Genomic DNA, 23,841 nt, shown 5'->3' with positions numbered 1-23,841 from the left:
TTAGTTCAAATAAACTCGGTAGTCTTCTTCCGATTTAAATAAGGTTCCTGCAAAAGGAATTTTGTTAGTTTCTAAATTTTCTGAAGAAACAAGAAGAACTTGGATCCAATCTAGTAGTTCACTTGTAGAAGGTTTTTTGCGGAGACTTTCAATCTTTCGAATCGAATAAAACATAGCTAGGGCTTTTTCCATAAATTCTGTTTGTATGGAGGGGTAATGAGCTTTGATTATTTCTTTCATTGCTTCTCGTTTAGGAAATTCAATGTAATGAAAAATGCATCTCCTTAGAAAGGCATCAGGAAGTTCCTTTTCGTTATTTGAAGTAATGATTACAATCGGTCTTTCTTTTGCTACGATATGTTCTTTGGTTTCTGGAATGAAAAATTCCATTTTGTCCAATTCTAGAAGTAGGTCGTTTGGAAATTCAATGTCGGCTTTATCAATTTCGTCGATTAGTACAACAGTTTTGTTGGTTTGTGAAAACGCTTCTCCCAGAGCCCCCAGTCGAATATAATTTTTAACTTCCCTAACTCTTAACATGGCTTCTTCTTCTGGAAACCGGGAGTCATTCAGCCTTGAGACTGCATCATAAAAATACAAACCTTCTTTTGCCAAACTTGTAGATTTGATATGCCATCTGTAGAGTGGGAGGTTTTTGGTTTCTGCAAGGAAACTCGCAAGAAGGGTTTTTCCTGTCCCCGGCTCTCCTTTGAGGAGGAGTGGTCGTTTTGTAATTTCTGCCACTTGGACCGCTTCTTTCAGATCTTCAGAAAGGATGTAATCAGCCATAATATCTACCTTTTGGACTCCAATCTTTTCCGAAAATCAGGGGAATCCACTAAAAATTGCTTTTTGTAAGAAATTGAATTCCCATATTGAGGAATTGGAACGATAGTAAAATTATGGGCGATTTTGATAATACGAAACGGGCAATTGGTGTTGGGAAACTGGATGATTCTGCAAGAAAGGATATGTTCAACAAGTTTGTCAGTGCCGGTGGGGAAATCATAAAAGAGAAACAACCACAGAAAGAAGACGAGACAAAAAGGAATCGCCCTGAACCTAAAGTGCGCACAAGCACTGTCTCTCGTGGTGGCGAGGATAGCCGGTCGGGAGGCCGTGGGGGAAACCAAAACAAATCTTCAGATTCATCGAATTCAAGGTCGCAAGCTGATTCGAAAGCCCAATATGAAAAAGAAATAAGTAGTTTTTCGGCAAGGTTTGGAATCAAACTTAAATGTTGGCTCGCTCGTGTGACCCCATTTGGATCGAGTGACCTCACTCCCAAATTTATGCATGATTTTAGTATAAGAGCCAAACAAGCATTAATTGAACTTCAATATAGTGGGAATGAGCTTTTAGCCAACCAACAATATTCCCCACAACTGAGTAAAGCATTAGATAAAATCAACCCCCTCCTCGTTGAACTACTTGCAATGGGACAAAAACTTTATAATGGTCCAGAATTAACAGATATTACTGATCCGATAATGGTTGCACCAGAATCTCCTGTGGCTATAGAAAGAGTGAAAGGTCCTATTTACGCACTTTTTAAAAGGATGTACATTCTTTATCCTTACCAAGAAACTTTGAAAAAATCTTTTGTCCAAGCTTTTGATGAATTACAAAAATTAGAAGGGAAACCTTCTCTCATTTATGCCAACAAAAAACGAAAAGTGACACAAGAGATTGATACACTTTTTGATGGTTTTTTTGATCGTCTCTATCTCGTAGTATTACGCGCTGAGAATAAAAATATTCCATTGATTTCACGTTATATGGAAAATCTTCTTGGAATTTTGCCAGAAGATAGACCTGGACAAAGGAAGTCTGGAGAAAATGTTCCTGGTGGAAAAGAAGTGGAAACTAGGGATCAAAAGAAAGAAGAAGAATCAAAGGATGAGGATAAAAAAGAGGAAGAAGTTCCTTTATCTAAGGAACAAGCTTATGGAATGCGTTTGATGCAAATGTATTCTATTCCCAAACTTCGCAAAAAATTTGATCCAAAAAATGAATTTGGTCATATATCTGATTCAGATAAAGCCTTACTTGCTCTGTTTTATTTTTATGAATTTGATGATGAATACTCCTTTGTAATGACCACAAAAAAAATAGATATCAAACCAGGATCGATCAATGGTGTTAAAGTTGATTACCGTCAAAAGATGCTGGATATCTATGAAGGAACAAGAACCATCATCGATCAATTTAGAATATATAACGATATCATTAGAGAATTAGAAAAACATAAAGCAAATCCCGGTGCAAACTATATTGAAGCTTCGAAAAAGTTAACAGGAATTGAACAAAAGCGCACAGGTCAATCCAGAACTGTGCGGATGGCGATTAAAGAATTTAGTTTAAAATCAAGGGATTCTCTTCTTGTCTTAATTAAGGACATGAAAAGTAAAAAGGAAATCGTCGCCAATATGAATGACGTATTAACTTTGGATTCAATGGAGTCCCGCAAACGTTTGAATAAAAAAGCGGTAAAACAATGTATCATGGAAGCTTATTGTTATTTGATGGCATTATATGATCGTTTGGACACTGGCGATTTATTTGGTGGGCTTGTCGAACTCACACCAGAACAAATGAAGGCCTCTTTTGGGGTAGATTTAGGAAATACAAATGCGGAGTCCAGTCAAACGGAATTTGCCGATTTGGATAAGGAAGGAATTGAACCAACCAATCCACAAACAAAAGCAACTGCTACTTTGAATTCCAAAGATACAGCTGAGGAATCTACTTCTGACTTAGCCAATGAAGAAAATGACAATTCGGACGAACCTTTAGATGATGACATATTACCAAGTGGGAATCCTTTTTAATGGCAGTCATCAAAATCGCAATCTACCAAAAGAACTTACATAAACGAATTAGTAATGAAGAAATTTCCAAAATCCAACAAACAAAAGCTCACTTTTTAATTTTACCCGAAGGTTTCCCCCACTTTTTCCAAAGTGAATCACCTGAAAATGCATCCAAACATGAGAAGGAATACCAAGATCATTTATTAGAAATTTCTGAATCTTTTTCCGGAGTGATTCTTGGCGGAAGCCATTATAGAAAAAACGAAGAAGGTAATTTAGTTTGTGCCTTACCCATTCTTCAATCTTTGGTTTTAGTTGATTTTTATGAAAAAAAGTCCCCTTCTTCTGCCAAAGAGCCTGGTGTGTTACCAGGGAAAACGGAATCCATTTTTATTATGGGAGGCCTTCGTTTTGGACTCCTTGTTGGTGAAGATTTAGAAAATGCATCCATTTGGGATGAATTTAAAAAAGAAGATATAGAAATTGTTTTTTATTTATCTCATACAGATGAAAAGCGTTCTTATGAAGAAGATCTTATTTATTTTGCCGCATTGGCAAAAGAAAAAGCAGTTCATTTAATTCGTGTTTGTGGATCCTCTGATGGAAAACCAGCTAGAAGTCTTTATGCTTCTCCTTCAGGAATCAATTGGAAAGTGGGAAAAATTGAAGAAGACAAAGATGTATTAAAAACTTTGTCAGTGAATGTGATGAGAAGTTACCTATTATAAAAAAGAAATTTGAATAGGGATCAAGTTTTGGAATTTGATCCCTATAAATCTTTAATTCGCTGAACTTATTTTTTATCTAACTCTTTCCAGTCCATTGTTAAAAGTAAAATTACGATTCCAATAGAAACACAAGAATCTGCTACGTTGAAGGCAGGCCAGCGGTCGAAGAGTAAAAAATCGGGCCATTCAAAATCTAAAAAATCCACCACACCTATAAATTCGATTCCTGGTTTTTCCGGGGTGAATCCAAAGCGAAATCCAACACCGGGAATTTTTACAAAAAATTTATCTAAAAAGTTTCCAAAAGCTCCAGCCATTACAAAATTCCATCCCCAAGCATTGCCTAAATCGGCATTTTGCCAGCGGTAAAAAATCAAAAATACGATGGCAAATCCAGTAGCAAATAAAGAAGGAAGTGCATTGTCTTGGAACAAACCAAAGACAAATCCGGTATTAAAAGTTAAGGACAATCGGAAAAAATCACCTAACACAGGGATACTTTCGTGAGCTAACATTTTTGTAATAATGATATATTTGGATGATAAATCTAAAAAAAGTCCAAATGCGACAAAGGCAAGATATCCAGGTTTAAAGACCGAAAAAAATGGTGTTTTAGGTAGATTCATAAATTAGAGAGGGTCCGTTTATTTTTGTTTCCAATAACTTAGACTCGATTTGGCCAAAGACCAAAAACTAAGTCCTGATAGTATGTAAAATAATATGCTTGGTTCTTTCCAGAATTTTTCCGAATAATACATTCCGAAAAAGAAAAATATCGAACCAAGAGCTCCAAAGGTAAATATTTCTTTTAGCCTTAACTCCTCTTTTCTGGAAGAATCTGGGGTTTGGAACTCTCCCCGATTCCATTTGTATAAAAACTCATTTAACTCTTTCGGTAAAGAGAAAAGACTTGTGATAAATTCTTCCCCTTCATCTTTCCAAAGTTTTTTTAAGGAACTTCCTTTTAAAACAATTTGGGAAAAAGGTTTTTCTGCATAATCGATCATAGAACGTGTTGGATCCAAATAAGATGAGTTTCCAAGTAACAGGGCAAGTACGCGGTGGAGGCTAAGAAAATTGGGAGGGAGTTTTAAGCTGGATAAGAGTCGTTTTAAACTTACTTGGATTTCCTTTAGAAAACGCAGGTCTTCTTTGGGCCTAAGTGTATCGAGTCCTATATTTCGGAAATGATCAGTCGATTCCAGAATTCGATTTAGTTTTTCGAGTGAATATTTTACAATTTGGATAAGTTCTTCTTTTGATAAAGTTTCCGTAACGGCACCTAATTCAAATAATGATTCGGTGATTAGATGATAATCTTTTCGCATAGCACCAATTAGAATTCTTTCTAAAATGCGAGTTTCTTCTTCAGAGATAGACTGGACGGCTCCAAAATCAATAAAACAAAGTTCTCCCGTTTCCATAAAGATTAAATTTCCGGGATGTGGGTCTGCATGGAAAAACCTATATTCGAATATCATTAGGATATAGGCTCGGACCAATTTTTCTAAATGAGGATTTTTTTTTGTATGAGTTTCTAAAGTGATTAATTCGTAAATTTTCTTTCCTTCTACAAATTCTGTGACGAGTGTGTGTTTGTTACAAAGTTCATCAATAGGATTTGGGAAATAAAAATCTTTTTCTAAAGCAAACAATTGTTTGGTGTATTTTAAGTTTTTAAGTTCACTACGTAGATCAAGTTCTGCACGAATCATTGAATGCAATTGTTCATTTACTTCTTTGGCAGAAATTTTGAAGACAAAACGGTCAATGATCCAAATCACCCTTGAGATGGTTTTTAAGTCCCGGATTGCATCTTCTTCAATTCCTGGGTATAAGGTTTTGATTGCTACTTTTTTGTCGTTATAATAGCCAATATGAACCTGCGCGGTGGAGGCACTCGCATAAGCTACTTGATCCAAATTTGAAAAAATTTCGATCATTGGTTTTCCATAATCAGTGATCCAACGTTTGTTTATTTCTTCAAATTCTCTTGGTGGAATTTTGTCTTGTAGGTCTTGTAATTCCCATAAAAATTCCTCCGGTAAAACATGGAATAAATTGCTTAAAAATTGACCAATTTTAATATATACGCCACCTAACTGGAAAAATAAATTTTTAGTTTCCTTCCCTTTTCTTTTTAGAAATTTTATTCTCGAAGATTCATAATTGGTTTCACTTTTAAATTTTCGTTTAATTTTTGTTAGAATAAGATACTCAAACCAAGAAAAAATTACAAAAAAATAAATAGATACAGACCTGTTTTGTTTAGAGTTCATTTTTTTCGCCTATAAATAGATTCTATCATGTTTAGAATCTCAATATTGTCTGATAGAGTGCCTTCCATCGTTTGTTTTTTCCCCATAATCACCTGAGAGATTTCCTCATAAATTCCTAGGAACGCATTTGCCGTTTTTGGATTTGGAAAACCAGGTGGTTCGTAAGGTGATAAACTTTGAAATCCTTTGTATAATTTTGAAGACTCCGATTGGAAAAATTGAAATCCGTCATTGGAACAAATGATTCTATGTGAGTCGGTATGTAAATCTAACTCAAATTGAAAATATTTCCTATCGCCACTGACATCTAAAAATACATCCACACCTGTTTTGGATCGAAACCACGCCACAGCCCTTGATTCTATTGCACCTTTTTTGGGGCGTTCTAATTTTGCTTCCATTAACTTGGGTTTGCCGATGAGCCAATGCAGTAGGTCTACAGCATGGGTTCCATCATGGAGTAAAGGTCCTCCTCCTAGTTTGGAAAAGGCTAACCCTGGGTTTTTTGCTGAGGTAAATACAGATGCACGAATGGATTTTAGGTTTCCGAAATTACCTTTTGTTAGTTGGTCTTTGACAAACAAATAACTAGGATGGTAACGCCTTTCATGGTTGATCCAAATTCTTGTATTGTGCTGACTGGCTAGTTTTTGAATCCTTTTGGCTCCCGATTCAGAAAGGGCGACTGGTTTTTCGATGAGTAAATTGGGAATTCCCTCGATGATACAATGGGTGGCCCATTCTTCATGAAAAACACTGGGAGTGGAAATGACTGCCAATTGGACGGACTTAGGGAATTTGACTTTTTTAGGATCGCAGTCCACTCTCTCTGCCTGGGTTTTCCAAAAACTCTGGAAAGATTCACATTTTTTTTGATCGCTGTCCAAACCTAAAATGAATTCAAATTTTTCCTTTCCCCAATCGGACTGGAGGACACCCATATGAGTACATGGTTTTTTACGAAATGGGTCTGTTTCTAAACTGGATCCAATCCGCCCAAGACCGATCAGGATGGTTTTGATTTTGGATCGTTTCATTTATCTTTTTCTTCCAAATCTTTCTTTCTGAAAGAAACTGGCGTAGAAGCTATGATCGCACCATTTGAATATTCCTTGTCAACTATTCTAAGTTTGTTTTCCAAAGACCCCCATTGGGACCGGACAGAAAACCCATCCTTTCGTTGGATCACAACCTCTTCTGTGGAGACTAAACCTGGGTCTTTGTTTGTTCCTTTACGTGGAACAAGAGATGGTCACGAATTTATTCCCGATGCTTTGAGTAAAGGTACCATAGCATTTCTTTGTGAAAAAAATCATCCCATTCTAAAACAACTCTCAAAAGAAGACTTAACCAAGGCGATTATCGTATCCGATAGTTTGAAGGCGCTAGGTGTTCTTGCCCGTTTTCATAGAGATAGGTTTAACCCAATTGTCCTTGCGGTCACTGGCTCATCAGGGAAAACCACAACTAAAGATTTGTTAGGTGGTCTTTTTGGTTTTTTAAAAAAGGATAGTTTGGTAGTTACGGAAAAAAATTACAATAATGAAATTGGACTTCCCTTTACCTTGTTTCGTATTAATGAAAAAACTCGAGTGGCCATTTGTGAATTGGGTATGAACCACAGGGGTGAAATCTCTCGTCTTTCTCTCATCGCAAGACCTACACATGCTTTAATTACTAATATTGGTTCTGCTCATATTGAAAATTTAAAAAGCCGGGAAGCGATTGCGGAAGAAAAAATCGATATTATTTGCGGAATGGAAACCAATTCCGTTTTATTTGTCCCTGATGATTTGGATTTTTTGAATCGGGTTAAAATTAGAACCAAAAAACAAAATATAAACTTAGAAGTTTGGAACCATAAAAAGAATCCTATTTTAAAGGTTAGTAAAATAGAATCCAATGGATTTCGACTGGATTGGAAAGGAAAAGAAATTCTATGGAAACTTCCAGGTTCAAAACTTCTCAGTAATGTTCGTGGAATGATGGCTGTTGGAATTCATTTTGGAATTTCTAATGATCATATCGCTAAAACAGTTCAAAATTACAAAAGTCCAGACAAACGATTGAACATCAATCAGGGATATTATACGATCATTGACGATTGTTATAATGCAAATCCTGAATCTATGTTTTCTAGTATTGGAGCCGCAGAACAAATTGCTGGGAATCGGAACATTGTATGGATCCTCGGATCCATGAAGGAACTAGGAAAATTTTCAAAATACTACCATGAAGAAATAGGTAAAGAAATACAAAGAATAGGTAAAGGTATCTTACTTGGGTTTGGTGAAGAAACAAAACCTATGGTAAAACAAGTCCCAGGGGCTCGATGTTTTAACGACGCGGAGGACCTCATTCAATTTATAAAAACAACAATTCCTAAGAATTCGGTTTTACTCGTAAAAGGTTCTCGGTCGATGAAAATGGAAAGAATAGTTCTAGGCTTAGAAACATTTAAGGGTTGATACAGAACTGGCTTTTCCTAGATTACACGTATGCCTACAAATCTACCCAAAGTAGCCGTAATCATGGGTTCACATTCTGATTGGGAAACTATGAAAGAAGCCTGTGATATTTTGACTGAGTTTGGAATTCCTTTTGAAAAAGAAATTGTTTCGGCTCATCGTTCCCCAGAACGAATGGTGGAATTTGCAAAATCGGCAAAACAGAATGGCTTTGGTGTTATTATCGCTGGAGCTGGTGGTGCGGCTCATTTACCAGGAATGACTGCTTCTTTAACCACTTTACCTGTGTTAGGTGTTCCTATACAATCGAAAGCTCTCAATGGAATGGATAGTTTACTTTCTATTGTACAAATGCCAAAAGGTGTTCCTGTCGGAACCTTAGCCATAGGAACAAGTGGTGCAGCAAACGCAGGATTACTTGCTGTCCGTATTCTTTCCTTATTAGATAATTCACTTCACGATCAATTGGCAACTTATGCGGAAAAAAACCGTAAACTAGCCCTTTCAAAAAATGACCAACTCATCTAAAGAAAATCTAAATCTAAAAATTGGTGTTTTAGGTTCTGGCCAACTAGGACAAATGATGTGTTTAGAGGCCCTACCTCTAGGTTTTGAATTTTATTGTTATTCTCCGGAGAAAGATTCCCCTTGTGAAAGAGCAGGTGCCACTGCAACTGTTGCCTATTACGAAGACTTATCTAGTGTGAAAACCTTTCTATCTAAAATTGATGTATTGAGTTTTGAATTTGAGAATATTCCAAAATCAACTTTAGAATTTTTAGAATCGGAAAAAAAACATATTCAGATTTTTCCGCCACCAAAAGCCCTTGTCATTGCCCAAGACCGTTTTTTAGAAAAAACTCATTTTCGTAAGTTAGGTTTTCGAACTGCTGATTTTTTTCATTTAACCAAAGAATCTTCCCAATTGGAAACTTCTATTCCCTATCCTTGGATCATAAAAACTCTTCGTTTTGGATATGATGGAAAAGGTCAGGTCAAAGTGAAAGATGAGGGAGAATACAAAGACTTTTTAGAAAAGGCATTTCCCACAGGGAAAGAAGAATACTTAATTGAAGAAGTAATTCCTTTTCAAAAAGAAATCAGTATCATTCTCACTCGTTTCCAAAATGGGGAAATTGTATGTTATGGCGCTGTTGAAAACGAACATAAAAATCATATTTTAGATTTATCAATTTTTCCTGCGAGAATTCCTGTTGGATTAAATTTAGAAGCCACTGAAATGGCATCAAAACTTGCCGAATCTTTGGATTATGTTGGAACTATAGGTGTGGAATTTTTTCTGAAAGAAAACCATATGTATCTCAATGAGTTTGCACCGAGACCACACAATACAGGTCATTTTACACAAGACTGTCAAAGTTTTTCTCAATTTCACTTACACGTTTCTGCAATTACCGGAAATCAACCCCCAACAGATGTTAGACCAAAACCAACTCTTATGAAAAATATTTTAGGAAATGAATATAAAGAAAGTTTGGCGATCGCAAGAACACTACTAAAGGATGATAGATACCAACTTCATCTTTATGGAAAAAAGGAAGCCAAATTAGGAAGAAAAATGGGGCATATGAATTTTAAAGGAAATTTAGAAGAGGTAAATCCCCTTTTCCATGATCTGTAATTAAGATTGATTTTCTAATAGCTGAAGTCCCCAATCTCTTACATTTCCCGCTCCTAAACATAGGAACATATCTCCCTCTTGTAATTTGTTTTTGATCACCAATAGATCCAAAAACATATCTCCCTTTAATAATTCTGTATTTTTCTGATTCAGAAATGGTAAAAAAGATTCGTGACTGATCCCAGAGATCGGAGATTCGCCGGCAGAATAAATGGGAAGGATGAGTAAACTGTCCGCAAGTGAAAGTGACTCTGCTAGTTCTTTTAATAACAATTGAGTGCGTGTATACCGGTGTGGTTGGAAAAGTACAACAAGTTTTCCTTTTGATTTTACTTTATTTTTTAAAGACCGAATGACCATCGTAATTTCTGTGGGATGGTGTCCATAATCATCCATGACTGTCACTCCGTTCCAATGTCCTAACACCTCTTGCCTTCGTTTCACACCTATATAACGAAAGAGAATTTCAGTGGAAATTTTGAGAGTCACTCCTGCCGCATAAGTTCCCACTAAAGCAACAAGGCCATTGGTTAGATAATGAACACCGGGATATGGTAATTGTAAGTTTACGTTTTTAAATTCCAAAAAGGAAAAATTCAGAATCTCTTCTTTGATTTGGTAAATCACTGGAACTAAATTTTTCCCCAGTTTTGTTTCTAAATTTTGATACCAATCAGATTTTGTATCTTTCTCTTCTAAACAAAGGTAAAGTCGAAATTGCGAAGATGGATGTATTTGATTTGTTTTATGCTGTAGGACTTCTTTAATTCCTGGGTCACTGGCAAACAATACCACATCTCCCTCTGTTTCGAAGGAAATATATTCAAGGAAGGCATCTTCCAGTTTTTCTCTGGTTTTATAGTAATCTAAGTGATCATTATCAATATTTGTTAATAAACGAATAGAGGCTTTGTGTTTTAAAAAAGTACCATCGGATTCATCCGATTCATAAACTGCAAATTTCCCTCCTCCCATTTTCCCACCTCTTTTGTCCAAAAGGCTTGTGTCTCCTCCAATCATAATGGTTGGATCCATTCCAACTTCTGTGAGAATTTGAGAAACCATTGTAGTTGTTGACGTTTTGCCGTGACTGCCAGCCACAGAAATCGATTTCTGATTCGATACCAAAATATGCATAAATTCCGATCTGTGTTTTAGCGGAATATTTTTACTTTTAATTTCATCAAACACTTGTTTGTGTTTATCATTTATGGCAGAACTATAAACAACCATTTCAATTCCATCTAAAGGAATTGAAGATATATTGTTTTGTATCAAAGCCCCACGTTCTTTTAGATATTCTGTAATACTTGAATTTTTTTGATCATAACCAATCACTGGTAGTTTTAGATCTAAAGCCATATGAGCAAGACTTGACATCCCACTTCCACCAATGCCCAAAAATAAAATAGGTCCTTTCATTGTTTTAGAACTTCAAACTCTTTAATGGAAAAAATACGAAGCGGTTTGATATGCTGCATTTACATTGGATAATGATAAGGACTTATGACCAATCTCTTTGAGAATTTCAGAATGGTCTTTCCATCTTAGTAAAATTTGAACCAGTTTTGTTGGATCTTCTGAAGTGGAATGGATAGTTTCGGCGGCACCTTGTGATTCGACAAAGTTTGCGTTTTCTTTTTGATGATTGTCTGCCGCATAAGGATAAGGTATGAGTATCATTGGTAAACCATAAACCAAACATTCAGCAAGGACACCCGCACCAGATCTAGCCACTACGATGTTTGCCCATTCATAATTGGGTTTCATATCGTTTGCGTATGATATAATTTCTGCATTTCCTACTGACTTACGTTTTGTTTCTTCATACAGGGAAGTTCCTGTTAACAATCGAAACTTATACTTGTTAGCTATATCTGGATTCTCCATTGCTTTCAGTATCATTTGATTGAGTTGCCTTGCGCCTTGAGATCCTCCAAGAACAAGAACGTTTACTGTATTCTTTTTTCCTTCATGTAAGTTTTCATTTTGTCTTATGTTTAATTGTTCTGGAATGACTCGTCTACGAATTGGATTGCCTATCGTTTTTCCTGAAATGGAATAACCATCAGCTAAAGGGAAACTAAGAGCAATTTTTTCAGCAAACCTTGAAAAGATGCGAGTGATTTTTCCAGGAACACAGTTTTGTTCACATAAGTATAATTTTTTTCGAAATAGGACTGCATACAAAATGGATGGAAGACTAGAATAGCCTCCCATTCCAATGACTGCTTTTACATTTAATTTTTGAAAAAGGAGTATGGACTTAATAAACGGAATTATAAATAAAATAGGATATATAAATGTGCGAAATCCACCTAACTGCGGTATATTATGCCAAATTACGGGACAAGGTGGATTTAAAAGATCAGGATTGTCATTGTTTCGAATCAAAGAATGCAAATACACCTCATCAAATCCGAAAGATGATTTTTTTTCTGCCAAAACTTCGGCAAGTGCCACTCCGGGAGAAATATGTCCGCCAGTTCCACCAGCTGCAATTAAAACAGATCCATTCATAATACCAAATTCTCTTTACTCGTGATGTTGGCAAGAATTCCGAATAGGATAAAAATTGTAATGAGAGAGGAGCCTCCATAACTTAAAAACGGTAAGGAAATTCCTGTTACGGGTACGATTCCTGTTACAACAAATAAATTCAAAATTGTTTGGAAACCAAAAAGAATTAAGATTCCTGCTCCTAAAAAAAATCCAAGTTTGTCTTTTAAACGTTGGAGAAGAAAATAAACTCTTACAAAAAGAAATAGAACCACCAAAAGAAATATTAAAAAACCTAAAAAACCAAAGTCTTCTACATAAGAAGCCATCACAAAATCCGTATGGCTATAAGCTAAATAACGGTGAGCATAACCTGAACCCACTGGTCGTCCAAAACTACCGCCATCAAAAAAAGCTCGAAAACTAGTGACTAATTGGTGGCCTTCATCAAACCGAAATTTATATGGATCTAACCATATCTCCAAACGTTTTTTCCTGTAACCCACTTGAGTCACAAGTACGATGAGGAGAGGCAATACAGAGGCACCTAATATAAACAACCTCTTCATCGGAAATCCAGCAAGTAATACAAAGAAAAATAGAACGAGAAGTAGTTCAATTGTCGTACCAAACGCAGGTTCAATGACAATAAGGACTAAGGTAGCAAAAATAAGTCCAATCGATACAACTTTTTTTCTGTCCCATTTTACTTTTTTAAAATCAAAATTATAAAAAAAATAGGAAGAAAAAAGTAAAATACTGATTTTTGAAAATTCGGAAGGTTGAATTTGAAATCCACCTATCTGAATCCAACGGTTAAAACTCCTACCATAACTAGTACCTACTGACTTTCCGAGACCAGGAATAAATACTGAAATGAGTAATAACAAACTAATGACTGAAAATAGAAAAGACCATCTTACTAAAAATTGATAAGGTATTTGGCTAAACACCAAAAAACAAATAATTCCAACAAATCCCCATAACAATTGTTTGTTTAAATAGTAATTTGGATCAGAAAACTCACGTTCGGCGGGAATAACAGAGGCACTGTACACAATGACAATGCCCATTCCAAATAATAAAAAAACTCCATACAAAACAGGTCCGTCAAATCGGGAACTGCCAAATTGAAATAGGTTTTTTACATTTCGGATCAATTCCATAAGTCTATTTGGATCGAGTCGACTATTGGATTTTTAGTGTGGATAAGGTGATGATCGCAAGTATAATTCCAATAATCCAAAAACGAATCACTACTTTTTCTTCTGACCAACCTGACAATTCAAAATGATGGTGAAGTGGTGCCATTTTAAAAATACGTTTTCCCGTTAATTTAAAGGAACCTACTTGTAAAATGACACTTACAGCTTCTGCCACAAAGATACCACCTAGAATCACAAGTAAAATCTCTTTTTTTAACATAATGGCAACAAGACCAAGAGTAGATCCTAAAAACAAAGAGCCTGTATCTCCCATAAACACTTGTGCTGGATGGCAATTGAACCATAAAAATCCAAGTAAGGCTCCCGAAAGTCCCGCAAGAAATACGGCATATTCATGGGAACCAGGTAAATAGGGAATGTGCAAATAGTTTGCCGCAGATGGTGTTCCTGAAACATAGGAAATGAGTGCAAAGGTAGCGGTGGCAATCACAACAGTTCCTGATGCCAGTCCATCCAGACCATCGGTTAAGTTCACCGCATGAGAACTTCCGATTAATACGATAATCGCAAATGGAACTGCAAAAAATCCCAAATTCCAGACAGGACCTTTTACAAAGGGAAGGAACAAATCAGTAATTGTAAATATTGTTCCTTTGGTTGGAACTGTATTTGCTTTTCCAGTAAAATAAAAATAGAGTGTGGTGATCGAAACAGCAAAGAAGATGGTTACAACAAATTTAGTCCTTGCCCTCATCCCTCCTTTGATTTTTTTCACAGATTTCATATAATCATCTGTAAACCCGAGACCCGCAAATAAAATGGCAGAAACTAATAGTAATAAAACATTTAAATTGGATAAGTTCCCCCATAACAGAGTGGAGACGGTTAGGGAAAGTATCATGATAAGTCCCCCCATCGTTGGTGTTCCTGATTTCGCTGCATGGGACTGTGGCCCATCGTTACGAACAGATTCGCGAAACTTCAAAGATAGAAGAAACGATATCAAAGCCTTTCCAAAAAGGAAGGTGATGAACATAGAAGTAAGCCCCGCCATCATTGCGCGGAGAGTCACATAACTAAAAACTCTTAGGAAACCATAATCGTTTCCAAACGATTCATAAATCCACTGGAACATTCTATTTCCCCTATCGACTCAGTCCTAAATTTTGAAAAGAATTCTCTATCTCTTCAAAATCCACAAATTTTGTTTTTTCTTTTCCTATGATTTGGTAAGTTTCATGGCCTTTGCCAGCAACTACCAAAATTCCATCTCGTTCCAGTAATCCTACCGCTCTTTGGATGGCCTTCCTTCTATCTGTGATTTTTTCATACCTTTGAAAGCCACGAGAAAATCCAGATTCAATTTCATTTAAAATGGATTCAGGTTCTTCTGTCCTTGGATTGTCTGAGGTTAGAATGACAAAATCGGCAAAGGTTTCGGCAATCCTTGCCATTTGTGGACGTTTCGTACGGTCTCTGTCTCCCCCACAACCAAATAAACAAATGATTTGTTTGGGAGCAATTTCCACGCAACTCTTTAAGATATTTTCCAAAGCATCGGGTGTATGAGCATAGTCCACAACGGCAATCCTAGTCCTATCGGGAAAAGATACCACATGAAAGCGACCAGGTACTGTCGGGATTGTTTCCAAACAAGAAATCACTTCTTCCCAAGGAAAACCCAATTCATAAGCAATGGATAACGCAAAAGAGGTATTAAAAACATTAAAATTGCCGAGTAAATTTGTTTTGATACTCCGCACTTCAATAAAAGGAAGGTTCTTTGCTTTTTTATGGAACCGATATTCGCTTCCTAATAGGGAAAGTTTAGTATTTGTATAATTAAACTCGCCTGATTTTCCCAAAATATAAATGGGCGATTTTAAGTTTGCCTCGGCAATGCGTTTTACCATTTTATCCCCGTAGGAAACATCACCGGCAACAAGCCCAAATTTATTTTTAACAGAGGATTGTTCTAGGAGTTGAAAGATTTTAAATTTACTTTCAAAGTAATCTTCCATATTTGGATGAAAATCTAAATGGTCTTGTGTCAGGTTCGTAAATCCCGCACAAGTGATCTCAAGGCCAGCCACTCTACCCAGTTTTAAACCGTGGCTACTCATTTCCATAAATACATATTCAATTCCTTCTTCTAACATTTGTTTGAGTAATAAGTTGAGAGAAGAAGCATCAGGTGTTGTGTATCCTGATTCCAATACCCGGTCCATGATTTGAATTTGTACTGTTCCAATAAGAGCAGCTTTTTTTCCCACTTTTCTTGCTAGGTGGAAAAGAATAAAAGTTAACGAAGTTTTTCCGTTGGTACCTGTGATTGCCACAAGTTTCATTTTTTTGGCAGGATTTCCTGCAAGTAAACAAGCGATTTTACCGTGTGCTTCTCCTACCGAATCTTCTGATTCCAGAATGGCAGAAAATAATTCCAAACCTTTTAATTTTAAATGACGTTTAGAAACAAGGACAACCTTGGATCCATGTTTTATTGCCATCTTCAGAAATAGTTCTTGTTTTTCATTTGTCTCTTCTGGAAGAACAAAAAGATCATTGGGTTTTAGTTTGCGACTATCTCCCCAAATATAATCAACTTCCAAGGAACCTTCCCCACTGATGAGTTTTACATCGGGAATTCGTTTTAAAATTTCTGATAGTTTCATTCTTTTTCTTTCGTACCCTTTTCTGGGATAGGAGGGAGTTCTATAGTAACTGTACGATTGCCCAAACTTATGGGTAAAAATTGGTAAGTCCTACGGTAGAGAGTTTCTATTCTTTCTGCGGAGGTATAAGTAACGATTCCGATTTTTAGTTCATCGTTTTTACGTTTGAGTTCTTCTTTGGTGGAAGTTCTTTCATGAATCTGTCTTGTGAGTCTAGCTTTTGTGAGCCCTTGCCAAACCATTGAATAAAAAAAGATAAAAAAAGGAAATAGAACCAACAAAGGTTTTAACGGTGAGAAAAAACCGATTACCAGTTCTGGTATGTTTTTGAATTTTTCTTTCACCTTTCCCATCTCTTATTTAATATCGGATTTATCTTTTGGATCCCTCTTAATTTTGCCGACCGAGAGGCTCTGTTTTCTCGTATTTCTGAATCTGTTGGTAAGATAGGTTTTTTGGTTAGGATTTCAAAATGGTCGGTTGCCTTTAGGTCTCGAAAAGTCCATTTTACAATTCTATCTTCTAGGGAATGAAAAGAAATACACGAAAGTACCCCTCCGACTTTTAACAAATCAGCAAGCGCTCGAATTCCTTTTTCTGCATGTAATAGTTCTTCATTCACCTCAATTCGTAAGGCTTGGAAAATTCTCGTCGCAGGATGTGATTCTTTGGGCCAAAACTTTCTGGGAATGGATGCCTCAACCAGTTTTACTAAATCGGTATTAGTTTCGAATTTTTTTTTATGCCTCGCCTGGACTATGTTATTTGCAACTTTTAGGGCCCAACGTTCCTCTCCGTATTCCCAAAACACTTTTTTTAAATGAAGAACTGTGCTATAATTAATCACGTCGGCAGCAGTTTTTCTTCCGACTTGTGGTTCTAACCTCATATCCAATGGTTCATCATTTTTAAAAGTAAATCCTCTGCCCGAATGGAGGAAGTGAAATAAAGAAACTCCTAAATCAACAAGGGCACCATCAAGTCCAGGGCAGCCAACCGAATCCAATAGTTCCTGATCCACTTCAGAAAAATTCATTTGAAAAGGGTGTACTCGGTCCAGAGATCCGATGACAGAAATGATTTCGTTTTTTGCCCGCTCTAACATAACGGAGTCACGATCGATCAGGATGAGGTTTGCCTTGGGAAAGGTTTGTAAAATGAGTTTGGAGTGTCCACCTTCTCCGGCAGTTCCATCTAGAAACCATAGGGGTTCGGTGTTTTCCGTTTTTTGGAGTAATTCGATCACTTCTCTAGGAAGTACTGGGATATGGGGAGATTCTGACACTGTTACTTTCTTACTGTATACTTGTCAAAATCCTTGCAATCCTTTAATCCTTTGGGGAGATTGAAAGTACAAATGAGTTCCTATGAAGAACATTCTCTTAGAAAAAACCTGTTCAGCATAGGAAAATTGGGTTATGCCAAAGGGGATAGACCCAATGTAGACTGCATTCTCTGCGGGGTTCGGGACAAAAACGAAATTGTACCAAATTTGACCATTGCAGAGACAGAACTCTCCATAGTTTCAGTCAATCTCTTCCCATACAATCCTGGCCATATCATTATCTTTCCCAAACGACATATCATTCATTACTTGGAGCTAACCGAAGAAGAGGCTCTGGATATCCATAAACTCACACAAAAAACAATGAGGATCTTAGAGAAACAGTGGAAAGTCCAAGGATTCAATATCGGTTATAATCTTGGAAAAAATAGTGGAGGATCTATCCCCCACATCCATGAACACATTGTGCCTAGATTTCCCAATGAAGCTGGATTTTTAGATGTACTTTCCAATACAAGGATTGTCATCTATGAACCTTATCAAATGTGGGATGACCTCAAACAACTTTGGGCCAAAGAAGACTAAAATTTTTAGTCTTTCTTTTGGTAAATCGTGTGTCCTAAGAATTTAAAACTATCCGAAATTCCAAACATTGTTTCTGAGTGCCCGAGGATTAAATACCCTTTTGGTTTCAAACTGGCTTCGAAATTTTGAAACAATGTTTTTTGCGTTGGTTTATCAAAATAGATAACAACGTTTCGACAAAAGATTAAATCCAATTTTTCTGAGATGGGAAAAGGAAAGTGTAAAAGATTGATTTGTTTAAAGTCGATTAACGCTTTTAAATGAGGTTTCGCTTCATAAAATACATGGTCTTTTTCCATTGATTTCGTGAAATGTTTAGCTTTCATAGCATCCGAAACAGGCTCCAAACGATCGTCCCGATACAAGCCTTTTTTGGCAGTTGTAATGACTTGGGTATCAATGTCCGAGGCGTAAATTTTGCAATTCCAACCTGGCTTTGTATGAAAGTAATCATAAACCGTAATCGCAATCGAATAAGGCTCTTCTCCCGTGGATGAGGCAGAACACCAGATACGAAGGGATTTTGAGCCACCATTTGCGGCTGCTTGCTCTAAGGCTGGGAAGTATTGGTTTTTTAAAAATTCAAAGTGATGGTTTTCGCGGAAAAAATCTGTTTTATTAGTTGTTATGCGATTGATAAGTTCCTGCATTTCATCGGACGCAAACTTTGGATCCAATTTCAACTTGGCTACATAGTTTTCAAAACTAGAGATTCCTAAAGTGCGAAGCCTAGCATTGAGTCGGGACTGGACCATGATTTTTTTATGTGGTGCTAAAAAAATCCCAGCTTGTTTGTACACTAAATTTTTAATGAATTCAAATTCGGTATCACCGATTGTGTTTAAAGATGTTCGAAAGTCCAATTTGCCCTCGTAAGTGATTCGACACTCTTTTTCCGTTCTGACAAGTTGTTTTTTAGAAGAGTAATTAGATAATGAAAATTGGCATCGTAAAACACCTGAATGCCCGCCCCCTCACCCTCTATTTTGAGAGAACTTCCGGATATACACCCATTTATGAGAATCCTAGTGTCCTTATCGAACTCCTAAAACGTGGAGAGCTTGACTGTGCCCTAGTTTCCTCAGTGGAATGTGAGAGGAATCGGGAAAGTTTAGATTTCACAAAAATAGTAGGAGTTTGTGCCAGAGATGTGGTGAGGTCAGTTCTCTTTTTTAGACATGAATCAGAACTTGGACTACCCAAAGTGGTATATACAGACAAAGGATCTCGGTCAAGTGTCGCTCTATTACAATGCCTACTGTATAGAGAGTTCGGGAAACTGGTAGAAGTGATTCCCACCCCCGCCAAGGAAATTTACCAAATGATGGATGAAGGAAAAGGTTCTCATCTTTTATTTGGTGACCATGCTTTATTACAGACTCCGGTTCCTGGATACCAAGTGGTGGATCTTGCAGAGTGGTGGAACCAGTCAACAGGTTTGTATTTCTGTTTTGCCTTTTGGGCCTTTCCTAAAGGTAAGGTTTGGGACGATCGTCTGTTTTTAACAGCTTTGGAGTTTGGACTAAAAGAGTTAGATTCCATCATCAAAGAAGAAAAAAGACTACCGATTGCCATTACCGACAGATATCTAAAACAAGAGTTACATTTTATCCCAGAACAGAAAAATTTAGATGGTTTTGATTTGTTTATTAAAACCGCAAAAGAATTAAATCTGGTTTAAAAAAACCGAATTTTATATTCCCAGGTTTTTGATTCAGGGTTTTCCAAAGTTTCAGGTAAAGGAATTTGGTAAGTTAAATTTCCAAGTCCAATAAAACCTCGGTTAGAACTACATTCAGAATCTTTTGGAAATAAAACTTTAAATTGGATACGTCCCTCCCTAAGAAGCCTGGAAGTTTCAGAAATAATTTTTTTCTCTCCCACACTCGTATCTAAAATGGCGTTGTCTGTTAAATTAGGAAAATCTCTTTTCACAGTTAAGGATCTGGGTTTAGATTTGATCGAAAAAGTTCCAATTAAAACTCCCTCTAAATGTAAAGGATCTTCAAAATCAAGTTTGTAAGAAACCTTCCCTTTTCGTTTGAAATACAAATCTGTTGTTTCTGATTTTTCTAATTCACGAAAGGTAAAGTCTCTCACCTGTAAGCTGTTATTCGACTTTTTTTTGACAGAAGAAATGATTTCTTCTTTAGAAGTTGGTAAAAATTTAATGAGCGAGTCGTAGGAATCTTTTTTTAGAGGAACAGTATAAGATATCTCAACTGTACCAGAACTTAATTTGCGAAAAAGGATTGTCTCCTCGTATTCAAAACAACCTACGAAAAATATAACGAGTAATAAAGGAAAACGGAACACACCCTAGGCATCCCATAAAGAATACCTAGGGTCAAGGACTATTTAGAAACGGGATATGCCTCGTTTCCGTGTTCTAAAATATCCAAACCTAACAATTCCTCTTCTTCGGAAACACGTAGGCCAATGGTTTTTTTAATGATATAGAATGCGGCAAAACTGGTTGGAAAGGCCCAAAGAAATGCTGTGGCAACCCCAATGGCTTGGGCTGCAAACTGAGCAAATCCAGCTCCTGAAAAAAGTCCAGTATCTACGCTAAAAAGACCTACGGCAAGGGTTCCCCAAGCACCGCAGACTCCATGCACAGAAACGGCTCCCACGGGATCGTCAATTTTGATTTTATCTAAAAAGAGAACGGAAACAATGACAAGGATTCCTGCCACGGCGCCAATACAAACTGCACCTGTGATGGTCACTACATCACAAGGGGCGGTGATGGCCACAAGACCTGCCAGTCCTCCGTTTAAAGTTAATCCTATTTCTGGTTTTTTAAATAATAACCAAGTAAGAATCATTGCTGCAATTGCCCCTGCACAAGCTGCCATATGAGTGACAACGGCAATCCTTGCAAAACTTCCCCCTTCAATAGAGGTAGTTGAACCAGGGTTAAATCCAAACCAGCCGAACCAAAGGATAAAAACACCTAGCGCTGCCATTGACATATTATGACCAAGGATAGGATAGACCCTGCCATCGGTTTGAAATTTTCCCATACGAGGACCGACAACAATGGCACCTGCAAGTCCTGCCCAAGCGCCAATGCTGTGAACGACAGTGGAACCAGCAAAATCATGAAAACCCACTCCTTCACCTCCACCGAGACCCAAAGATTCTAAAAACCCTGTAGAGATTCCGAGAAGGCTTCCCCAAGCAAAGGATCCAAAAATTGGATAAATAAAAGCGGTAATGATAATAGAGAAAACTAAATAGGCTGAAAATTTAGTTCTCTCTGCCATCGCTCCCGAAACAATCGTGGCAGCTGTTGCGGCAAAAACAATTTGGAAGATAAAGAATGTGTATTTGGAAGGATCCATATTTCCATCTTCGGTATTGATGAGACTTTCCGCAAAAGATGGGACACCCACTCCAAAGCCGGTAAGTAATTGCGGACCAAACATAATAGAAAAACCGATGACCCAATAAGCAATTGCACCCACCGTTAAATCAGAAAAGTTTTTCATAAGAATGTTCACCGCATTCTTTGCTCTAGTGAATCCTGCTTCCACATAAGCAAAACCTGCTTGCATAAAAAACACTAGAAAGGCTGCAATACAAGTCCATACCCAGTTGGCTTCTTGTTTCGTTGTTTCTAAAGCAAGTTTTGTTTCCGCTAATGAAGTTTTGATACTTGCCATTTCTTTTGCTAGAGTCTCTAAACTCTCTGCATCATTTGTTACTTCTTCGGCTCCAATAACAGAGCCAAAAAGAAGGATCGTTAAACTAAATAATATTCCAATCTTTTTCATAAACTTTCCTTAACCGACTTTTTGCGAGTGTGATTCTAACCTTAACAGTGAGGTTTTTAATTCCAAACTTTGAGGTGTGTTTTTTACGCCTTGTTGCAACACTTTGATTGCTTTTGGTTTCGCATTTTCTTTCAAATAACATTGTGCAAGTAGTATACTTGCTTTGGCAAAACTATGATCGCTTGATAAAGCCATCTTTAACGCTCGTTTTGCTTCAGAAATCATTCCAGCCTTGTAATAAGCCCGTCCCATCATAAAATGAGAAGCCGCCGTATTGTCCCCTGAGGTTCTTAAATACTCTTCTAAGTACCGTATGGCTTCATTGTATTTTCCATCTCGATAGTACATTTTTCCCAAAAAGACTAAAATTTCTTTTAAAGAAGAATCAATACTGAATGCCTTTAGGGCTTGGGCATAAGCTTCTTCCATTTTCATTTTGGAATTGGATTGTTTCGCCATTTGTATGTAATGCGAAGCTTCCGGAATCGAATCCCCACAATATAGGAATAAAAAACTTAAATCATCACCATTCGGAACATCTCCTTGGTAGGCTCTAAAACGTTCCACAAAGGCACTTGATAATTTTTTAAGATCAACTTTTCCTCTTCCTTCCATAACTAGGCGTTCTCTTTCGTCTTGTAACCATGTAAGGATTCGGTCCACTCCCACTTCATCTTTTAAATGGTTTCTTTGTTCACTAAATCCATCTGAAATTAAGAGTAAAAAATCACCAGGTTCTAGTTTTCCTTGTTTTTCTTCGTAATCAATTTTTCGGACAGGAAGAATGCCAAGTGGAACACCTTTGGTATCATACTGAATGAAAGTATCATCAGCAGCTTTATAGTGTAACATTCGTTGGTGGCCAGCATTCACATAACCAAAGGTATAATCACTAAAGATTCGAACCATAAATGCGGTGAAATAGGTAGATTCCGGAAGTTGTTCTCTCAGTTTTTCACCAAGTTCTTCCATAATCTCAGTCAGGCCTAGTCCTGCCATCACAGACCTACGGAACTGGTGGTGGATGGCCATAGTAACTAAGGCAGCTGGAATTCCATGCCCCGACACATCAATGTTAATGGCGGTTAAGGAATGACCTTGTCTTACAATATCAACTAAGTCTCCACTTACCTCTGCCATAGGTTCGTAATGACTTGCAAAATAAATTCCGTTCCAAGCACTGAGGTCCTGAGGTAGAATTTGACTTTGAACGTTACGACCCATTTTTAAATCCCATTCTAACTGGTTTAAAATGGCGGCTTCTCTTGCCCTTGCTGTGACAAGTCCTTCAATTAGCCTAACTCCATAAAGAGCGAGTGCCAACTGGGAAGTGAGTGCTTCTAAAATTTCTAAGTCATCAATAATATAAAAATTTTCACGTTCACTTTCAACGGCGAGGGTTCCGAGGATTTCCTCTTTTTGCATAATCGGAACACACATCACAGATTTTGTGGTTTCCCCCTCATCGAAGTAATGCGCCGAACGAGAAAGATCGTTTACAAGAATTGGTTCTTTGGTTTCAAAAACAGTTCCTGAATATCCTTCGCCCAATTTTAAATTTCTACGCGGGGGTTCTGTTTCTTTGACAAACTTGACGGGAACTAAATACTCCCCATCCCAAAGTCGAAGTGTTGTATTGTCCGACTCAAAAATTTCCTGACAAATCAGGATGACCTTGGAGAAAAGTTGGTCTTCTCTATCTAAATTGGCAAATTCTTTGGAAATGTAGAGAAGGATCGCAATTTTATCTTTATCTGTCAATCCTCCCACGACTTTGTTTTGTCCGCGGAAGTTGACGAGCATTCGTTTGGAAACTTTGAAATCAACCATATAGGATACCTTTCTGATTTAGATGCAAGTATCGTACCGACAGTGCATCTCGCCTAAAGAAGTCAGATTATCCTATATTTCTCTACATTCTGTAT

22 protein-coding genes are annotated in these 23,841 nt (G+C 37.1%); 7 read left to right on the top strand and 15 right to left on the bottom strand.

The annotated features are described in order from the left end of the window. Positions 1-789 (bottom strand): AAA family ATPase, encoded by a 789-nt coding sequence (locus EHQ31_RS03080; protein WP_135569484.1) that lies wholly within the window; start codon positions 787-789, stop codon positions 1-3. Between the two features lie 113 nt (positions 790-902). Here EHQ31_RS03080 and EHQ31_RS03075 point away from each other — a divergent pair, with 113 nt between their 5' ends. Together EHQ31_RS03075 and EHQ31_RS03070 are read left to right on the top strand one after the other, a co-directional pair. Next, positions 903-2,831, top strand: coding sequence for a hypothetical protein (locus EHQ31_RS03075; RefSeq protein WP_135569482.1), 1,929 nt, complete (start codon positions 903-905; stop codon positions 2,829-2,831). Then, positions 2,831-3,541: a carbon-nitrogen hydrolase family protein gene (locus tag EHQ31_RS03070; protein ID WP_135569480.1), complete on the top strand. Its 711-nt coding sequence runs from the start codon at positions 2,831-2,833 to the stop codon at positions 3,539-3,541. Before EHQ31_RS03075 ends, EHQ31_RS03070 begins: the two co-directional genes overlap by 1 nt. Before the next feature lie 65 nt (positions 3,542-3,606). Here EHQ31_RS03070 and EHQ31_RS03065 read toward each other — a convergent pair whose 3' ends face one another. Genes EHQ31_RS03065 through EHQ31_RS03055 form a run of 3 tightly spaced genes read right to left on the bottom strand, consistent with a single transcriptional unit; the run spans position 3,607 to position 6,857 of the window. Next, positions 3,607-4,167, bottom strand: a complete 561-nt coding sequence (locus tag EHQ31_RS03065) for a lipoprotein signal peptidase (protein WP_135569478.1) — start codon at positions 4,165-4,167, stop codon at positions 3,607-3,609. 18 nt (positions 4,168-4,185) lie between these two features. Beyond that, the gene (locus EHQ31_RS03060) at positions 4,186-5,820 is read right to left on the bottom strand and encodes an ABC1 kinase family protein (RefSeq protein WP_135569476.1); all 1,635 of its coding nucleotides are present in this window, start codon (positions 5,818-5,820) and stop codon (positions 4,186-4,188) included. Continuing rightward, positions 5,817-6,857: a Gfo/Idh/MocA family protein gene (locus EHQ31_RS03055; protein ID WP_135569474.1), complete on the bottom strand. Its 1,041-nt coding sequence runs from the start codon at positions 6,855-6,857 to the stop codon at positions 5,817-5,819. Before EHQ31_RS03055 ends, EHQ31_RS03060 begins: the two co-directional genes overlap by 4 nt. 51 nt (positions 6,858-6,908) lie before the next feature. On the opposite strand from EHQ31_RS03055, the gene EHQ31_RS03050 reads away from it, so the two are divergent. The 3 genes from EHQ31_RS03050 to EHQ31_RS03040 are packed head-to-tail and all read left to right on the top strand — an operon-like array spanning position 6,909 to position 9,930. After that, positions 6,909-8,288, top strand: coding sequence for a UDP-N-acetylmuramoyl-tripeptide--D-alanyl-D-alanine ligase (locus tag EHQ31_RS03050; RefSeq protein WP_135569472.1), 1,380 nt, complete (start codon positions 6,909-6,911; stop codon positions 8,286-8,288). Positions 8,289-8,318: 30 nt separating this feature from the next. Next, the gene (gene purE, locus EHQ31_RS03045) at positions 8,319-8,816 is read left to right on the top strand and encodes a 5-(carboxyamino)imidazole ribonucleotide mutase (protein WP_135569470.1); all 498 of its coding nucleotides are present in this window, start codon (positions 8,319-8,321) and stop codon (positions 8,814-8,816) included. Continuing rightward, a complete protein-coding gene (locus EHQ31_RS03040) occupies positions 8,800-9,930 on the top strand; it encodes a 5-(carboxyamino)imidazole ribonucleotide synthase (RefSeq protein WP_135569468.1) in 1,131 nt (376 codons plus the stop codon). Before purE ends, EHQ31_RS03040 begins: the two co-directional genes overlap by 17 nt. Here EHQ31_RS03040 and murC read toward each other — a convergent pair whose 3' ends face one another. Genes murC through rsmH form a run of 7 tightly spaced genes read right to left on the bottom strand, consistent with a single transcriptional unit; the run spans position 9,931 to position 17,552 of the window. Beyond that, positions 9,931-11,352: a UDP-N-acetylmuramate--L-alanine ligase gene (murC, locus tag EHQ31_RS03035; RefSeq protein ID WP_135569466.1), complete on the bottom strand. Its 1,422-nt coding sequence runs from the start codon at positions 11,350-11,352 to the stop codon at positions 9,931-9,933. It lies immediately after the preceding gene. A 21-nt stretch (positions 11,353-11,373) separates the two neighbouring features. After that, positions 11,374-12,450, bottom strand: coding sequence for a UDP-N-acetylglucosamine--N-acetylmuramyl-(pentapeptide) pyrophosphoryl-undecaprenol N-acetylglucosamine transferase (locus EHQ31_RS03030; RefSeq protein WP_135569464.1), 1,077 nt, complete (start codon positions 12,448-12,450; stop codon positions 11,374-11,376). Next, positions 12,447-13,595 carry an FtsW/RodA/SpoVE family cell cycle protein gene (locus EHQ31_RS03025; protein WP_135569462.1) on the bottom strand — a complete coding sequence of 383 codons (1,149 nt, stop codon included), beginning with the start codon at positions 13,593-13,595 and terminating at the stop codon, positions 12,447-12,449. The genes EHQ31_RS03030 and EHQ31_RS03025 overlap by 4 nt, the downstream gene beginning before the upstream one ends. 22 nt (positions 13,596-13,617) lie before the next feature. After that, a complete protein-coding gene (gene mraY / locus EHQ31_RS03020; RefSeq protein ID WP_135569460.1) occupies positions 13,618-14,730 on the bottom strand; it encodes a phospho-N-acetylmuramoyl-pentapeptide-transferase in 1,113 nt (370 codons plus the stop codon). Between the two features lie 10 nt (positions 14,731-14,740). Continuing rightward, positions 14,741-16,267 carry a UDP-N-acetylmuramoyl-L-alanyl-D-glutamate--2,6-diaminopimelate ligase gene (locus EHQ31_RS03015; protein ID WP_135569458.1) on the bottom strand — a complete coding sequence of 509 codons (1,527 nt, stop codon included), beginning with the start codon at positions 16,265-16,267 and terminating at the stop codon, positions 14,741-14,743. Then, positions 16,264-16,620 (bottom strand): hypothetical protein, encoded by a 357-nt coding sequence (locus tag EHQ31_RS03010; RefSeq protein ID WP_135569456.1) that lies wholly within the window; start codon positions 16,618-16,620, stop codon positions 16,264-16,266. Before EHQ31_RS03010 ends, EHQ31_RS03015 begins: the two co-directional genes overlap by 4 nt. After that, entirely contained in the window at positions 16,608-17,552 is a 945-nt protein-coding gene (rsmH, locus tag EHQ31_RS03005; protein WP_135569454.1) for a 16S rRNA (cytosine(1402)-N(4))-methyltransferase RsmH, read from the bottom strand. Before rsmH ends, EHQ31_RS03010 begins: the two co-directional genes overlap by 13 nt. Positions 17,553-17,624: 72 nt before the next feature. On the opposite strand from rsmH, the gene EHQ31_RS03000 reads away from it, so the two are divergent. After that, positions 17,625-18,137, top strand: coding sequence for an HIT family protein (locus EHQ31_RS03000; protein WP_135569452.1), 513 nt, complete (start codon positions 17,625-17,627; stop codon positions 18,135-18,137). Positions 18,138-18,142: 5 nt separating this feature from the next. Here the strand turns inward: EHQ31_RS03000 and EHQ31_RS02995 are convergent, their stop codons facing one another. Further along, entirely contained in the window at positions 18,143-19,000 is an 858-nt protein-coding gene (locus tag EHQ31_RS02995; RefSeq protein ID WP_135569450.1) for a CheR family methyltransferase, read from the bottom strand. Positions 19,001-19,071: 71 nt separating this feature from the next. Here EHQ31_RS02995 and EHQ31_RS02990 point away from each other — a divergent pair, with 71 nt between their 5' ends. Further along, the gene (locus EHQ31_RS02990; RefSeq protein WP_135582921.1) at positions 19,072-19,818 is read left to right on the top strand and encodes a menaquinone biosynthetic enzyme MqnA/MqnD family protein; all 747 of its coding nucleotides are present in this window, start codon (positions 19,072-19,074) and stop codon (positions 19,816-19,818) included. Here the strand turns inward: EHQ31_RS02990 and EHQ31_RS02985 are convergent. The 3 genes from EHQ31_RS02985 to EHQ31_RS02975 are packed head-to-tail and all read right to left on the bottom strand — an operon-like array spanning position 19,815 to position 23,746. Further along, complete coding sequence (locus EHQ31_RS02985; RefSeq protein ID WP_135569446.1) at positions 19,815-20,453, bottom strand: LIC11874 family lipoprotein; 639 nt, start codon at positions 20,451-20,453, stop codon at positions 19,815-19,817. The two genes, EHQ31_RS02990 and EHQ31_RS02985, sit on opposite strands and share 4 nt — an antisense overlap. Positions 20,454-20,491: 38 nt before the next feature. Then, positions 20,492-21,916, bottom strand: a complete 1,425-nt coding sequence (locus EHQ31_RS02980; RefSeq protein WP_135569444.1) for an ammonium transporter — start codon at positions 21,914-21,916, stop codon at positions 20,492-20,494. A gap of 9 nt (positions 21,917-21,925) precedes the next feature. After that, complete coding sequence (locus tag EHQ31_RS02975) at positions 21,926-23,746, bottom strand: GAF domain-containing SpoIIE family protein phosphatase (protein ID WP_135569442.1); 1,821 nt, start codon at positions 23,744-23,746, stop codon at positions 21,926-21,928. Positions 23,747-23,841 lie beyond the last annotated feature (95 nt).

Origin of the sequence: Leptospira montravelensis, from assembly GCF_004770045.1 — a bacterium.
GTDB classification, from domain to species: domain Bacteria; phylum Spirochaetota; class Leptospiria; order Leptospirales; family Leptospiraceae; genus Leptospira_A; species Leptospira_A montravelensis.
Note: the sequence above shows the minus strand (reverse complement) of the source record. Positions and strands in the feature narration are given on the sequence as shown.

Coding starts and splice junctions, on each gene's coding strand:
- purE (WP_135569470.1), top strand. CDS start 8,319: ATGCCTACAAATCTACCCAAAGTAGCCGTAATCATGGGTTCACATTCT.
- EHQ31_RS03000 (WP_135569452.1), top strand. CDS start 17,625: ATGAGTTCCTATGAAGAACATTCTCTTAGAAAAAACCTGTTCAGCATA.
- EHQ31_RS03055 (WP_135569474.1), bottom strand. CDS start 6,857: ATGAAACGATCCAAAATCAAAACCATCCTGATCGGTCTTGGGCGGATT.
- EHQ31_RS03080 (WP_135569484.1), bottom strand. CDS start 789: ATGGCTGATTACATCCTTTCTGAAGATCTGAAAGAAGCGGTCCAAGTG.
- EHQ31_RS03010 (WP_135569456.1), bottom strand. CDS start 16,620: ATGGGAAAGGTGAAAGAAAAATTCAAAAACATACCAGAACTGGTAATC.
- EHQ31_RS03025 (WP_135569462.1), bottom strand. CDS start 13,595: ATGGAATTGATCCGAAATGTAAAAAACCTATTTCAATTTGGCAGTTCC.
- EHQ31_RS03030 (WP_135569464.1), bottom strand. CDS start 12,450: ATGAATGGATCTGTTTTAATTGCAGCTGGTGGAACTGGCGGACATATT.
- EHQ31_RS03040 (WP_135569468.1), top strand. CDS start 8,800: ATGACCAACTCATCTAAAGAAAATCTAAATCTAAAAATTGGTGTTTTA.
- EHQ31_RS03065 (WP_135569478.1), bottom strand. CDS start 4,167: ATGAATCTACCTAAAACACCATTTTTTTCGGTCTTTAAACCTGGATAT.
- EHQ31_RS02975 (WP_135569442.1), bottom strand. CDS start 23,746: ATGGTTGATTTCAAAGTTTCCAAACGAATGCTCGTCAACTTCCGCGGA.
- EHQ31_RS03070 (WP_135569480.1), top strand. CDS start 2,831: ATGGCAGTCATCAAAATCGCAATCTACCAAAAGAACTTACATAAACGA.
- EHQ31_RS03050 (WP_135569472.1), top strand. CDS start 6,909: ATGATCGCACCATTTGAATATTCCTTGTCAACTATTCTAAGTTTGTTT.
- mraY (WP_135569460.1), bottom strand. CDS start 14,730: ATGTTCCAGTGGATTTATGAATCGTTTGGAAACGATTATGGTTTCCTA.
- EHQ31_RS02980 (WP_135569444.1), bottom strand. CDS start 21,916: ATGAAAAAGATTGGAATATTATTTAGTTTAACGATCCTTCTTTTTGGC.
- murC (WP_135569466.1), bottom strand. CDS start 11,352: ATGAAAGGACCTATTTTATTTTTGGGCATTGGTGGAAGTGGGATGTCA.
- EHQ31_RS02990 (WP_135582921.1), top strand. CDS start 19,072: ATGAAAATTGGCATCGTAAAACACCTGAATGCCCGCCCCCTCACCCTC.
- EHQ31_RS03075 (WP_135569482.1), top strand. CDS start 903: ATGGGCGATTTTGATAATACGAAACGGGCAATTGGTGTTGGGAAACTG.
- EHQ31_RS03015 (WP_135569458.1), bottom strand. CDS start 16,267: ATGAAACTATCAGAAATTTTAAAACGAATTCCCGATGTAAAACTCATC.
- EHQ31_RS03060 (WP_135569476.1), bottom strand. CDS start 5,820: ATGAACTCTAAACAAAACAGGTCTGTATCTATTTATTTTTTTGTAATT.